The 14689-nt window shown below is 36.9% G+C and carries 13 protein-coding genes; 9 read left to right on the plus strand and 4 right to left on the minus strand.

The window, feature by feature from the left end:
• Positions 1–242 precede the first annotated feature (242 nt).
• The 5 genes from AN957_RS10055 (at position 243) to AN957_RS10075 (ending at position 7599) form a co-directional block, all read left to right on the plus strand.
• Positions 243–1256: a 2-oxoacid:acceptor oxidoreductase family protein gene (locus tag AN957_RS10055; protein ID WP_053475384.1), complete on the plus strand. Its 1014-nt coding sequence runs from the start codon at positions 243–245 to the stop codon at positions 1254–1256.
• On the plus strand, positions 1256–3550 hold the full coding sequence (locus tag AN957_RS10060) for a thiamine pyrophosphate-dependent enzyme (protein ID WP_056683939.1): 2295 nt from the start codon (positions 1256–1258) through the stop codon (positions 3548–3550). Before AN957_RS10055 ends, AN957_RS10060 begins: the two co-directional genes overlap by 1 nt.
• Positions 3551–3740: 190 nt before the next feature.
• Positions 3741–5528 carry a methyl-accepting chemotaxis protein gene (locus AN957_RS10065; RefSeq protein ID WP_056683943.1) on the plus strand — a complete coding sequence of 596 codons (1788 nt, stop codon included), beginning with the start codon at positions 3741–3743 and terminating at the stop codon, positions 5526–5528.
• Between the two features lie 140 nt (positions 5529–5668).
• The gene (locus AN957_RS10070; protein ID WP_231690045.1) at positions 5669–7129 is read left to right on the plus strand and encodes a PAS domain-containing sensor histidine kinase; all 1461 of its coding nucleotides are present in this window, start codon (positions 5669–5671) and stop codon (positions 7127–7129) included.
• Between the two features lie 212 nt (positions 7130–7341).
• Complete coding sequence (locus tag AN957_RS10075) at positions 7342–7599, plus strand: aspartyl-phosphate phosphatase Spo0E family protein (RefSeq protein WP_053475388.1); 258 nt, start codon at positions 7342–7344, stop codon at positions 7597–7599.
• A 95-nt stretch (positions 7600–7694) separates the two neighbouring features.
• On the opposite strand, the gene AN957_RS10080 is transcribed toward AN957_RS10075, so the two are convergent.
• Positions 7695–8426, minus strand: a complete 732-nt coding sequence (locus tag AN957_RS10080; RefSeq protein ID WP_053475389.1) for a ZIP family metal transporter — start codon at positions 8424–8426, stop codon at positions 7695–7697.
• A 588-nt stretch (positions 8427–9014) separates the two neighbouring features.
• Between AN957_RS10080 and AN957_RS10085 the strand changes: the two genes are divergently transcribed.
• From AN957_RS10085 to AN957_RS10100, 4 genes are read left to right on the plus strand one after another with little or no spacing between them, the layout of a single operon-like run.
• Positions 9015–9836, plus strand: coding sequence for an electron transfer flavoprotein subunit beta/FixA family protein (locus tag AN957_RS10085; protein WP_056683946.1), 822 nt, complete (start codon positions 9015–9017; stop codon positions 9834–9836).
• A gap of 30 nt (positions 9837–9866) precedes the next feature.
• On the plus strand, positions 9867–10895 hold the full coding sequence (locus tag AN957_RS10090; protein ID WP_053475391.1) for an electron transfer flavoprotein subunit alpha/FixB family protein: 1029 nt from the start codon (positions 9867–9869) through the stop codon (positions 10893–10895).
• Positions 10888–12183 (plus strand): FAD-dependent oxidoreductase, encoded by a 1296-nt coding sequence (locus tag AN957_RS10095; protein ID WP_053475392.1) that lies wholly within the window; start codon positions 10888–10890, stop codon positions 12181–12183. The genes AN957_RS10090 and AN957_RS10095 overlap by 8 nt, the downstream gene beginning before the upstream one ends.
• On the plus strand, positions 12183–12467 hold the full coding sequence (locus AN957_RS10100; protein ID WP_053475393.1) for a ferredoxin family protein: 285 nt from the start codon (positions 12183–12185) through the stop codon (positions 12465–12467). The genes AN957_RS10095 and AN957_RS10100 overlap by 1 nt, the downstream gene beginning before the upstream one ends.
• 55 nt (positions 12468–12522) lie before the next feature.
• On the opposite strand, the gene AN957_RS27655 is transcribed toward AN957_RS10100, so the two are convergent.
• The 3 genes from AN957_RS27655 to AN957_RS10110 all read right to left on the minus strand — a co-directional run bounded on the left by AN957_RS27655 (position 12523) and on the right by AN957_RS10110 (position 14568).
• On the minus strand, positions 12523–12663 hold the full coding sequence (locus tag AN957_RS27655) for a hypothetical protein (RefSeq protein ID WP_156319098.1): 141 nt from the start codon (positions 12661–12663) through the stop codon (positions 12523–12525).
• 178 nt (positions 12664–12841) lie between these two features.
• Positions 12842–13186, minus strand: a complete 345-nt coding sequence (locus AN957_RS10105) for a hypothetical protein (RefSeq protein ID WP_053475394.1) — start codon at positions 13184–13186, stop codon at positions 12842–12844.
• 146 nt (positions 13187–13332) lie between these two features.
• Positions 13333–14568, minus strand: coding sequence for an MFS transporter (locus AN957_RS10110; RefSeq protein WP_053475395.1), 1236 nt, complete (start codon positions 14566–14568; stop codon positions 13333–13335).
• Positions 14569–14689: the final 121 nt, after the last annotated feature.

The raw sequence follows: 14689 nt of genomic DNA on the forward strand, positions 1-14689 counted from the left end.
TATTAATCTTAAATTAAATCTGTTTCAAATTTTCTGTGAAATTGTTGATATTTGTCACAGCCTAATATGAACCCTTCCCCTAAAATGAAAATTGGGGATTATTTGTCAACCAGTATTGGAAAAATTTTAGCATTCGCTAATCCTTTTTCGTGAATGTCTTAGTTTTTCTTATGCGTTCAGAATGTATGGATTTAAATTCTGTTTAGCTAAAAAATACCAAAGGGAATAATGGGAGGGAGAATATGGCAATCTTACCTAAAAAAAACGAACTTGGTTTTTTTGAAATTAGATTGGAATCAATAGGCGGGCTTGGAGCGAATTTAGCAGGGAAGATGCTTGCAGAAGCAGGCGTTCTTGGACTCGGATTAAATGGTTCGAATTTTTCTTCATATGGATCTGAAAAGAAGGGATCTCCAGTTAAAAGTTTTATCCGCTTTTGTGATCCTGCTGTAGAGATTCGTGCACATAGTCCAATTGAACAACCGCATGTGGTTGGTGTATTTCATGAAGCCTTGTATAAAACAATTGATGTTGTGAGCGGTTTAGCTCCAGATGGAATATTACTAGTGAACTCAACACGTAATTTCGATGAAATAAAGAGAGATTTAAAATTAGAGTATGGCACATTAGCGATCATAGATGCTTTGCAAATTGCAGTAGAAGAGAAAACAAAAGTGAATACGGCGATGCTTGGTGCTTTATTCCGTATTTGTGAATTTCTTGATCCGGAATCAATGAAAAATGTTATACGCAAGACATTTGAGAAAAAATATCCACATTTAGTCGAACCCAATATCCGGACCTTTGAACGTGGATATAATGAAGTTCAGTTTAAAACATATGAAACACCCGTGGATGCTCAAGGGAAATCTTTTTCACGGCCAATGCCCATTCTCGGATATGAAACGCAGGAAATTGGAGGAGTCATTACGGCGCAGGCAAATAGCGTATTGAAGGATCTTAGCGGTTCTAGACAAGGTTTTCTGCCAAAGTTTGAAATAGAGCAATGCATAAACTGTGCTGCGTGTGATACTGTTTGTCCGGATCTATGCTTTGTCTGGGAAGAAGGGGAGGACAAAAGGGGCAGGAAGCAAATGTTCCTAAAGGGAATTGATTATCAATATTGTAAGGGTTGTTTAAAGTGTGTGGAGGCATGTCCAACGACTGCATTAAGTGATTTAAGGGAAACAATTGGCTATGCAGAATCCCATCGTGTAAAACATAATTTTCCTTACGTAGCAGGAGGGGTATCGTAATGGCAATGGCAGAAAAAGAGTTGAAAGTAATCAATCGAGCTGAACAGCTGACCACCTTTGAAAGCGGAAATGAAATGGCTGCAATGGCTGCTGCACAAATTAATTATCACATCATGGGGTATTTTCCGATTACTCCTTCTACAGAGGTCGCACAATATTTAGACCAAATGAAGGCTCGTGGCGAACATAATATTAAATTAATTCCTGCAGATGGTGAGCATGGATCAGCAGGTATTTGCTATGGAGCTGCAGCTACTGGAGCAAGGGTTTTTAATGCAACAAGTGCGAATGGGTTTATGTATATGCTTGAACAGCTTCCTGTTCAGGCTGGAACGCGCTTCCCGATGGTGATGAACTTGGTCACACGCGCTGTCAGCGGTCCTTTAGATATCCGCGGTGACCATTCAGATTTGTATTATGCTTTAAATACGGGCTGGGTCATTCTAACGGCGAGAACACCTCAAGCCGTCTATGATATGAACATTATGGCATTAAAAATTGCTGAGCATGCAAAGGTTCGCCTTCCAGTTATGGTTGCTTATGATGGCTTCTTTACCTCTCACCAAAAAAGGAAAGTATATTATTTCAAAGAAAGAGAGGTTGTTCAGCAGTTCGTTGGGGAATGTCCAACCGATTATAATTTTGCCCGTGATCCGAAGGTACCCGTTACGATTGGTGCCCATATGAATGGGGAAGACTTAATGAATAACCATTTCCAACAGTCTGAAGCGATGTATGCTTCGGGGGATGTCTTTAAAGAAGTCGCAGCGGAATATGCCAAGATTTCAGGACGTGAATACCCTTTTTTAGATTTATATGGGATGGAAGATGCAGAAGTCGCTTTGTTCTTATTAAATTCTGCTGCTGAAACAGCAAAGGATGTTGTTGATCAGCTAAGAGAAAAAGGGATTAAAGCTGGAGTGATTAGCCCGAATATTATTCGTCCATTTCCAGCTAAGGAGATTCGTGAGGCATTAAAGAATGTAAAAGCCTTGCTGATCGGAGAAAGAGCGGATTCCTATGGTGGAAACGGCCCGAATTTAACACATGAAGTAAAATCAGCCTTACAGGATGATAAAAATAATAAAACGATTGTATTAAGCCGAGTTTTTGGTCTGGGTGGAAAAGATTTTTATGCAGACGATGCAGAGCTTTTCTTTAAAGACGCCATTGAGTCAATAGAAATAGGCTATGCTAAAATTCCGTTTGATTATTTCGGTCATATACCTGGCAATGAGGAGAAGATTTTAAAGCCTGTTATCACACCTCAGCATGGGGATATATATAAATCAGGATTGATCCATGTAGAAAAGGATCCTGAAACGAATAACTTAAAGGTAAAGATACCACCGATACGATCACTTACTTCAAAACCAAAGAGAATTGCTTCAGGACATGGTGCATGTCCAGGCTGTGGAATTTTTACTGGTTTAGAGCTTTTCTTTAAAGGAATCGAAGGAGATGTCGTTGTCTTGTATCAAACAGGCTGTGCTTATGTGACAACGACTGCTTATCCATATACGTCACATAAGCAAACAATGATTCACAACCTTTTCCAAAATGGAGCAGCAACATTATCTGGAACGGTTGAAGCATTCTTAGAATTAAAAGAGCGTGGAGAAATCGAAGTGTCTGATGATGCTACCTTTGTCATGGTGACAGGAGATGGCGGGATGGATATCGGCATGGGCTCTGCGATTGGCACCGCATTAAGAAACCATAAATTAATCATGCTGGAATATGACAACGAAGGCTATATGAACACAGGCTCGCAAATGTCATATTCCACACCAAAAGGACATATGACGAGCACAAGCAATGTTGGAAAGTCACAAAAAGGGAAAAGCTTCCACCATAAAGACACGGCACAAATTATGGCTGCAACAAATATTCCTTATGTTTTTACCGGAGCAGAAGCATTTCCTCAGGACTTAATTAAAAAGGCAGCAAAAGCACAATGGTATGCACAAAATGTCGGTACGGTCTATGGGAAAATTCTGATCACATGTCCGTTGAACTGGAAATCAGAGGATCGCTATGGAGAGAAGATCCTTGAAGCAGCCGTTAACGCGTGCTTCTTCCCGCTATATGAGGTGGAAGATGGAATCACAACGATTACGTATAACCCAGATGAGAAGAAGAAGAGGGTTCCGCTATCTGAATGGCTGAAATATATGGGGAAAACCAAGCATTTATTAAAAGAGGAAAATAGTGAGCTGCTAAATGAATTAGAAGAAGAAATCGAAAATAGATGGCAGCGTCTTTTAGCAAAAAATAATAGTCCATTTTTATAATTCCTAGGTAAAAAAGCAGGGTACTAGTACTTTGCTTTTTTTCTATTGGAATATAAAAACAATAAATCCCTTCAAAAGTATAATTGTTTGAATTATAATAAGATAATAAAATAGTATAAATGTTTCATATCTTTACATATTTTAGCTCTATCGAACTATAACTTCAGCAGTGATTAAGGAGGGCAAACGGGTGAAAGGGGTAAAAAAGAAGACTATAAAAAGGTCAAAAAGGACGAAAGGGACAACAAGTAAAAGTCCAATTTGGACAATTACACAGTTAAATATTTGGAAAAAACTGAAACTCGGTCAGAAATATGGAGTGGCTTTATTTATTACAATTGGACTTTTCTCTATTTCTACCATTATTACATTCGTGCTATTAAGTATTGCTAATTCACAAATGGATTCTGTGGAAGAGACGGGTGAGAAAGCAATTAAAATTACCGAAGCAACCGCAATCTTCCATTATAAAGGGAGTACAATAGGTAACTTCATAATTGATTCGAATCCTAAGCACCTAAAGAATTTTGATGAACTAACGAAAAAGTTTAATGAATTAAAAAAAGAAATAACACCAGCATTGACATCTAACAAAACAAAACAGATGTTAAATGAAATTAGTAAAAATGATGATGAAATAAACCGACTGTTCTATGAGGTCATAGAACCTCAAGTAAAGCTTCACCATGTAAGGGAATATCGTCTAGGTAAACTTCAAGCAGATGATAAGATAACTGAAACAGTTGTAAAATTGGACTCTTTAAGTGACTCGTTAAAGTCTGATCAGGAAAAAGCAATTAGCTCTGCTAAGGGAAGACTCGTTTTAACATTAATTGTATTAGGGGTATCTATTTTAGTTTCTGCTGGACTAGGGATTGCTAGCATCCTATTTATTGGGAAAATCATATCAAATAAATTAGGTCATATTGTACATCTTTCTAATGAAATCGCAGCAGGCAATTTACATATTGATGCTATAGAATATGATGGGAACGATGAAATTGCTGAATTGAGCAAGGCAACGAACTCTATGAAGGAAAGACTTCAATCGATGATACAAGAAATCTCAGCTGTTTCAAGTTATGTTACTGAAAAAAGCAGCGAATTAAATATTGCTGCGAATGAAGTCGGGGCTGCTAGTCAGCAAGGGGTATCTACTATGCAGGAGCTCTCAAGCGGAGCTGAGGATCAAGCAAGTGCAGCTACTGAATTAGCAAGAATGATGGATGACTACCTAGGGAAGGTAGATGAAGCAACAAAAAGCGGGTATAAGATTAAATCTGCTTCAACTGAGGTTCTTACAATGACGAAATCTGGAGATACACTTATGAGAGAATCGCAAGAACAGATGACTGTTATTAATGAAATCATGAAAACCTCTGTTAATCGAGTAAATGGACTAGATGAACAAACGCAAAAAATTTCCAAGCTTGTACAGGTTATCCATGATATTGCTAATCAAACTAATTTACTTGCATTAAATGCTGCGATTGAAGCAGCACGAGCGGGAGAACATGGAAAGGGTTTTGCAGTAGTAGCAGATGAAGTTCGTAAATTAGCAGAGCAAGTATCATTGTCAGTTAAGGACATTACAACGATTGTTAAAGGAATTCAAACAGAATCCAATAATGTGGTATCTTCATTGCAGACAGGATATACACAAGTTGAAAAAGGAACAGAAAAGATCCAATTAACTGGAGAAACATTCAAAAAAATATATCAAGCAGTTAATATGATGTCCGAAAATATTAATGACATTTCTGAAAGTCTTGATCAAGTATCGACAAGCTCATCATTGATGAATCAATCAATTGAGAATATCGCTGCTGTATCAGAGGAATCTGCTGCAGGAATTGAACAAACAAGTGCTGCAATCACACAAACCAATCATGCAATGGAAGAGATATCTGACAATGCGAATTCCTTATCAGAGTTTGCCGATCAATTGAATTCCATGATTTCTAAATTTAAACTTTAATCTATAGGGGTGCCGGCGATTTGCTGGGGACCCCTATTTTAAACCATAAATTCATAGATAATTGCATTTTATTGGCAGGGTTTTATCTGAATTTGTAGAAGTAGTCAATGATGCAGATCCCAGTAGGAGGGGAAAAAATCATGACTCTGAATAAAAGAAAAAGTTTGAAAGGCTATAATCAAACGATTAAAAAAAATAGTATAAATGAGAAAATAAGCAAAGATTTATATAAGGATTTATTTATTGAGGCACTAGAAGGCATTGTATTTTGGTCTGGAAATGGAAAAATTGTTAAAGTGAATGAAGCAGCATGCAGGATATTTGAATGCAGCAAAGATGAGCTAGTAACGAAGAATCTTAAGGAGTTTGTCTACTCGAAGAGTTCCAAGTTTTTAAAGATAGTGAATCAACTTTTTGAAATGGGATCGATAAGGGATGAGCTTGATTTTTTAATGCCAAATGGGCAAATAAAATCTCTTGAATTTACAGCCAAGCTAAACTCAGTTGATGGGTATCATATGACTATTTTTCGAAATGTTACTGATAGACATCAGATGGAAAAAGAGCTACGTGAGAGTGAACTGAAGTTTCGGAAAGTATTTGAGGAAGCTTTGGAAGGAATGATCCTCTGGAACGAGAAATATGAAGTGGTTGATATTAATCAAGTGGGTATGAGTATGCTTCATCTTCCAGGGGGGAAATCTTTAATTGGTCAATCCATCGTTCAAATCATTGAAGATTTTAATGTGAATAAGGAAGAATTGTATCATCATTTTAAAAATGTAAGGAACAATGGCCATGCGACTGGTGTTCTCCAAATCAATTTAAGCTCTGATCGGAAAATTAACATTGAATTCTCAGCTAAACATAATGTTTTTTCGAAATTAAGCTTAATCTCATTTAAGGATATTACCGAAAAGCTTGAAATGGAAGAGAAACTCAAAAAGTCAGATACATTAAGTGTAGTTGGGGAACTTGCTGCTGGGATTGCACATGAAATTCGTAATCCGATGACGGCTCTCAAAGGTTTTATCCAATTGTTAGAGGATAGTATCCAAGAGAATCATTCAATGTATTTTAATATAATTTCTTCTGAACTAGAAAGAATCGATTCAATTATTAATGAATTTTTGATCCTGGCAAAACCTCAAGCAGTTAAATTTATTAGAAAAGACATAACCGAAATAATGAAGGAGACAGTTGATTTTTTAAATGCTCAAGCCATGCTACATAATGTCCAAATTCAGACGTTCTTTGATAAAGAACTGCCTTTTATCTTTTGTGAGCCGAACCAAATGAAAAAGGTATTTATCAATTTAATTAAAAATGCGATCGAGGTTATGCCAAAGGGGGGAATGATCACAGTAATAATGGAATCGACAACAGATCAAACTCTTCATATCTCTATAAGGGATGAAGGGGCAGGAATTTCTAAGGATAAAATTAAAAAGCTTGGTCAGCCCTTTTTTACAACAAAGGAAAAAGGAACTGGTTTAGGGTTAATGGTTACTTACAAAATAATTGAAGAACATAAGGGCTCAATTATAGTAGAAAGTGAAATGGGGGTAGGGAGTATATTCCATATCTACTTACCATTTTAAAACAGAAAATTCAGTGAGAGAAACCCCTGGAAAAGTGTCGTTCTTTGTCGAGTAACCTGTTGTTTTCAAGCGGAAATTTGTCGAAAAAATTATTTCCAGAAGAAGATTGTCTAATTTTGCGAATCTATTTACATTTATTCAAATTCTTGTAATAATGCTTCAAGTAGAATAATTTTGTAGAAATAGAGAACAGGATTGGATGGGGGAAGAAGATGGGGGAGAACGGGCAAAAAATATTAACCCAAATTCAGGAAAAGAGAGAAAGAATGATAGATTCAGCAAAAAAGTATGGCTATACAAGCGAATACACCATTCGCTGCAGTGAGGAACTTGATCAATTAATTTATGAATATCAGCAGCAAAAACAAAATGATAAGAAACAAAAGAAAAAGATTAAGTTTTCTTTAAAGCTGATGATAACAACTTGTCGAGAAAAATTAATAGAAGCAAGGTATCAAGCTCATTCATAAATTGATTTGTGATCTCCATCTGTTTTCCCAAAAAAATCCCTAAGCTGTAAGAAATACGGCTTAGGGATTTTTTTGTCTTAAATTATTGTATTTACTCAGAAGATATCGATAAGCAATACCATAAATAGCAGTCCAATTATGAATGAATAAGTAGCGGTCCGTTCATTCCCATCTCCATGGCTTTCCGGAATCAATTCTTTATAAACAATAAAGAGCATGGCACCTGCTGCAAAGGATAATCCGTATGGAACTAGGAAGTCTACATAAGCTGTTAAATAAAAGCCTAATAATCCAGTCACAATCTCAATGGCGCCTGTTAAGGTTGCAATAATAAATGCTTTAAATTTATTAATCTTTTGGTTAACTAAAAATAAAGCAACGAGAAAGCCTTCTGGCGCATTCTGGAGCCCGATGGCAAATGCAATTAAATTGCCTGTATCCTCTACACTTGAAGCATAGCTAACCCCTACAGAAAGACCTTCGGGAATATTGTGAAGAGTAATCGCAGAAATGATAAGCATCGCTTTTTCGTCAAACTCTATCCCTTTTTTAGAATGCTGAAGATCGATATGAGGAATATTCTTTTCTAGCAGCGTTAGGGTTAATACTCCAAGAAAAATGCCGATTGTAAGCTGAAGGAAACCTCCATTATTCAAGGCTTCAGGTATAAGTCCCATTGTTGAGGCAGCCATCATGATCCCAGCAGTAAAGGCTAATAATATATCCCGCCACCGGTGAGTAACGGAATCAGACATAAAAAGAATTATTAAAGCGCCAAGACCTGTTGAAAGTGCTGAGAGAACGCTGCCGATAATTACATCACTCATTTTTTTCCCTCATTTCTATTTGTAAGATAATTATAAGAGTGAAAACCTTGAGAGACAATTAATAAATTCATTTTTAGAACAAAAAGAATGGTATTATGTGATTTTTATCATAGTGACTTCTAAATTTTCCTAATAGAATATAACAATAAATGTAGGCTTTACCAAAAGAAAACCATCTTTGTTTAACTCCAACAATTTATTGTTTTTTCCACAAACATAATTTATTTTATACAGAATCTAATAATGGGTTCATATAAAATCTTCACATTTCCTTTTTAGTATTCTCAAACACCAAGACAAAAACTCATGTCTGTTAGTCTATCTATATTTATGTTTACTGTTGAAAAACTTGAAACCATTTTAAATTATTAAATGAAAATATGGGATAAGCCATTTTATTAAATGTTAGTACTATGCGTGTGTTGCGAAACATATATCGTAATACACAGCAATTTTACATAGAAGAAAGCGTTTTCAAAAGGGTGGTGTTAGCTTGGACATATTTAGTTTTAATTAAAGGTGACACCTATTCAATCACCAGCATGTTAAAGGCGTTTTTCAAATTGCATATCGGGAGGGAATATATTAATGCATATTGTCGTCTGTGTAAAGCAAGTGCCAGATACAAAGATTATTAAAATAAATCCAAAGACAAACACCCTTGATCGAAGAAGTGCACCAGCAATATTGAATCCGTATGATGCACATGCAGTACAAGAGGCCGTAAAAATTAAAAAAATGGTTGGCGAATGCACCATTTCTGTTCTATCCATGGGACCGCCTCAAGCTACAGCTGTCATCAAAAAAAGCATTGAAATTGGCGCTGATAAAGGCTATTTAATTTCTGATCGCGCATTTGCGGGAGCAGATACATTAGCTACAAGCTACGCTTTATCCAAAGCACTTGAAAGAATAGCAAAAGAGGAACCTGCTGATCTAGTTATATGCGGGCTTCATGCAATTGATGGGGATACTGGGCAGGTTGGTCCAGGAATAGCTAGGAGAATGGATATTCCTCCGGTAACAAATGTTATCGAGGTCACGGAACTAAATGAAAAAGAAAAAACGATTCTATTAAAGAGAAAACTAGCAAATGGCTATCAATTAATACAGGCTGACTATCCGTGCTTAATGACGGTTGGAAAGGAAATTAATGAGATTGAATACTCTCCGATGCCAAATATGATTAAAGCAGCAAGGTATGAGCCAATCATTTGGTCGGTTAATGATCTTGAAAATGTCAATCGGCCACAATTAGGACTAAAAGGCTCACCAACAATTGTCGGAAAAATGTTCACTCCTCCGAAACCTGAAGGCGGAAAGAGACTAGAAGGAAATTCTGATGAACAAGTTAGTCAGTTAATAGAACTGTTACAGGATAAAAAGGAACTATTCTTTACAGCACGATAATAGAATCATTTATATAAAGGAGGGGTCTGCATGATAGAGGAATACCGTGGGGTTTGGGTATTCATAGAGCAAAATGATGGAGAAATTGAAGGGGTCTCCTTAGAACTATTAGGAGCAGGAAGGAAGCTTGCTGATAAGCTCGAAGTTGCTTTGGCTGGCGTATTACTAGGTGATAATGTGAAGTCTCTTTGTCCCGAAGTTATTGCATATGGGGCAGATGAGGTATATGTAGTAGATCATCCTGTTATGAAGGATTACCGCACAGAATCCTATATGAAAGGAATTATGCTTCTTGCAGAAAAGTATAAACCTGAGATTTTTCTCTATGGTGCCACTCCGAATGGAAAGGACCTTGCAAGTGCAGTTGCGACTGATTTAAGTACGGGATTAACAGCAGATACAACGATGCTCGATGTCGATTTAGAAAAGAGATTGCTTGAAGCGAGCCGACCGGCATTTGGCGGAAATATTATGGCGACGATTTTATGTAAAAAGCACCGTCCACAAATGGCTACTGTAAGACCAAAGGTAATGAAGGCACTAGAACGTGATATGAATAGAACAGGGAAAATAATTGAAGAAGAAATAGATTTAAAAGAGGAAGATATGCGCACAAAAGTGCTTAAAATTGTGAAGGATATCACAAAGAAGGCTAGCTTAGCTGATGCACATGTGGTTGTTGCTGGTGGAAAGGGAATGGGTGACCTGCAGGGGTTTCAGCTTATTCATGAACTAGCAGATACAATTGGAGCAAGTGTGGGGGGAACAAGGGATGTAGTGGAGGCAGGATGGCTACCTCATGAGCTTCAGGTTGGGCAAACTGGTGAAACGATTACTCCAAAAATCTACTTTGCCATCGGCATTTCGGGGGCCATTCAGCATGTTGTCGGTATGAAGAACTCAGAATTTATCATTGCCATTAATAAAGATCCTAATGCCCCGATATTTGATGTGGCTACTTATGGGATCGTAGGTGATGCAATGGAAATCGTTCCTAAGTTGATTGAACAATTTAAAGTATTGCGTAAAGAAAAGGGCGGTGAAGTTAGTTATGTCTGAAAAATTTGATGTCATCGTTGTAGGTGCTGGCCCGGCTGGAACTTCCTGTGCTTATACTTGTGCAAAAAATGGATTAAAAGTGCTGCAGATAGAGAGAGGCGAGTATCCTGGCAGTAAGAATGTGATGGGAGGCGTATTATATAGACAGCAGATGGAAGAGATTATCCCAGAGTTTTGGAAAGAAGCACCACTTGAAAGACCCGTTGTTGAGCAAAGATTTTGGATGATGGATAAAGAATCGGTTGTTACTTTTGGCTATAAAGGTCTTGAATGGGGTGTGGAGCCATATAATAACTTCACAGTCCTTCGAGCACCATTTGATCAGTGGTTTGCAAAGAAAGGAATCGAGCAAGGGGTATTGTTAATTACTGAAACAGTTGTTCTTGAATGTATAGTGGAAAATGGGAAAGTAATTGGTGTAAGAACAGATCGTCCAGATGGAGAAGTATATGCAGATGTTGTGGTCCTTGCTGATGGGGTTAATTCACTTCTTGGCAAGCAGCTTGGCTACCATAATGAGTTCCGCCCAGATGAAGTAGCCTTAACGGTTATGGAAGTGATTAATCTGCCGAAGGAAAAGATCAATGACCGTTTTAATTTAGAGGATAACCAAGGCTGTACAATCGAGCTGTTTGGGGATTCTACGAAGGGGAACCTTGGTACAGCCTTTATTTATACAAATAAAGAAAGTATTAATATCGGTGTAGGAACAACATTATCAAGTATGATTAAAGCAAAATTAAAGCCCTATGATTTATTAGATTATTTAAAGACGCATTCCATGATTAAACCATTTCTTGAAGGTGGAGAATCTGCTGAATATTTAGCCCATCTTATACCAGAAGGAGGATTTCATTCTGTTCCTAAAGTAGCAGGGAATGGTGTTTTATTAGTGGGGGATGCAGCACAGCTGGTAAATGCAATCCATAGAGAAGGTTCTAATATGGCTATGGCATCTGGAAAAATGGCAGCTGAAACCATTGTTGAAGCGAAAAGCAGAAATGATTTTAGTGAATCTAGTTTAAATCTTTATAGGGAAAAACTATATGACAGCTTTATTATAAAGGATCTTGAAAAATATAAAGACGCCGCACATACGTTTGAAAATCATCCACAATACTTTAAGGACTATGTTCCGATGATGAACCGTGCAGCAAGTAAATTTTTTACCGTAGATGGAACGCCTAAGAGGGAGAAACAGAAACAAATCATGCGCAGCATAACAGGCGAAAGAGGCACTTTAAAGGTACTACAAGATATGTATCGTGCATGGAAGGCGGTGAAATAATGTCAACAAAAACGATTGAGGAAAAACAGTATTTAATTCGTTTTAAGGCAGATAAGAAATCGCATTTAACAGTATTAGATCATGACGTGTGCATGACGCAATGTCCAGATAAGATATGCACAATTTTCTGTCCAGCAGAGGTGTACAAGTGGGAAGGTTTAAGGATGCAGGTTGGATATGAAGGCTGTCATGAATGCGGGAGCTGCCGGATTGGATGCCCATATCAAAATATAAAATGGGAATATCCAAAAGGCGGACATGGAATTGTTTTTAGGTTGGCATAGAAGCAAATAGATTAGATAAACGAAAGGAGCATTCACTTTTGTGTGGATGCTCCTTTTAATCTATCAGCTTTACTATCGATCTTACGATAAATCTTGTCAAAAAATAAATAAGTTCTACTAAATCCATGCCAATGTCAATGAAATCGAATTTTTTCATTTTCTTCTTAACTGACTTTCTTGGTTTTCTAAACTCCATAAATAAATCACCTCCATGTTTATTTGTACGAATAGAAGATTGTAAAAGTTCCATTCATTTTCATTTTGTCATTGATGTTTTTTATGGGGGAATAAAATCGGTAGAGTAAGTCCTATATGTATGTTTTTTCACAAAGATAGCTAAAAAGAGGAAATCTTAAATGGATAGGGAAAGATTTTTAACTAACATCTTCATTTTTATTTTTGGTGAATAATTGGCCGTTCTTTCCAGAGTGTACTAATTCATTTGCATGTTCGTATGCTTGGTGAATACAATGATAAATGGAGGATGTATAGCAAGAGGTATTCCACGAAAAACTTCCATTGGAATCAGATGGATAGATGGTAACAATCCAGGTGTAAAATTCATTTTCTATATCTTTTAATCGCCCTTCAAGTGCGATAAGCCAATGAGTAGGGATTGTATGCTTTTGTCCTGAGGTTTCTTTATAATGGTAAAGGTCATTTAATCCGATTGGTATTAATGCCTTTTGATAAAAATCTCTATAATTAGCCCCATTCATTATTTTCCCTCCTTTTTATTAAAAATAGTTATAACTTACTTTATTATATGTTAATAAGCGTCAATATTTCGGATGAAATGTTAAAATTTTTCGAAAATTTTATCTTAAGATTGAAAAAGAGGAGACCCTTTTGGATCCCCTCATTATTATTGAGAATTCCACTCATTTACCTTCTGATCTGACGGAAGAAGTAATGTAAGTAGGCCTAATAATGGCAAGAAACCAGTTAAAATCATTGTGTTTGAAATACCAATCATATCTGCTAAATAACCAATGATTATTGAGCCTATTGCTCCCATGCCGAACGCGAGCCCTACAGTTAAGCCTGCCATCGTGCCGATTTTTCCTGGGACTAGCTCCTGGGCGTATACTACCGTGACAGAGAAGCTCGACATTAAAATAAAGCCTGTAAGTAAGAGTAGAAAAAAAGCAGCATATGGCGGAACAAATGGGATAAGAATCGTTAATGGTGCAGAAATGATCATAGACAGGAATATGATTAGCTTTTTACCAAACCGGTCTGCCAATGGACCACCGAAGAATGTTCCAAGTGCACCTGCAACTAAAAATGTGAAAAGAAAAATTTGAGATTGTTTGATTGAGAAGGAATATGTCTCAATCGTATAAAAGGCATAATAGTTTGTCATTCCAGATATATACCAAGAACGTGCAAAGATTAAGAAGAGGATTAATACTAATGAAAACCATACTGCCTTTGAAAGCCCTTTTTGATTTGCACGTTCTTTTTTGTTTGCTTTTTTTTGCAATACATTTGGTGTTTCTAAAGTTTTTGCATACCAGAAAGCAATATATAGGAGCAGACCTACAGCGACAGCAGCAACAGCAGTAAACCAGGCTGCACCAATTTGCCCTAAAGGGACGAGAATTAATGCAGTAATCAGTGGAGCCATTGCTTGCCCGCTATTTCCGCCTACTTGGTATATGGATTGAGCCAGTCCGCGGCGTGAACCAGCTGCTAAATAGGCAACTCTAGAACCCTCAGGGTGGAAAATAGCAGAACCAAGACCAATAAAAAGAACGGAGATGACAATCCATTCAAAACCTGGTGCAAGTGCAAGGCCAAGTACTCCGCATAATGTAAATGTTAAACCAATTGGTAATGCAAAGGGCATTGGTTTCTTATCTGTCACCATCCCTATCACTGGCTGTAGTATTGAAGAAACCATATTTAACGCAAAAGCGATCAATCCAAGCTGCGTAAATGAAAGTCCCATAGATTTTTCCAATATTGGAAACATAGCAGGAATAATTGCTTGAATGGAATCATTTAAAAGATGACAAACACCAATGATAAATAATATTTTGTAGGATGTTTCACGATTTTGTGCCATTGTACGGGCAATGGCTGCAGTGTTGCTCATTATTCAGGACTCCTTTAAACAAGATTTAAATAAATTTTGGGTCTCTAAATATATATAATACAGGATAACTATCTTTTTCAATATTATTTTGAATATTAAATAATAAATATAAAATAAAAGT

Source organism: Cytobacillus solani (genome assembly GCF_001420595.1).
Lineage (GTDB): Bacteria > Bacillota > Bacilli > Bacillales > Cytobacillaceae > Cytobacillus > Cytobacillus solani.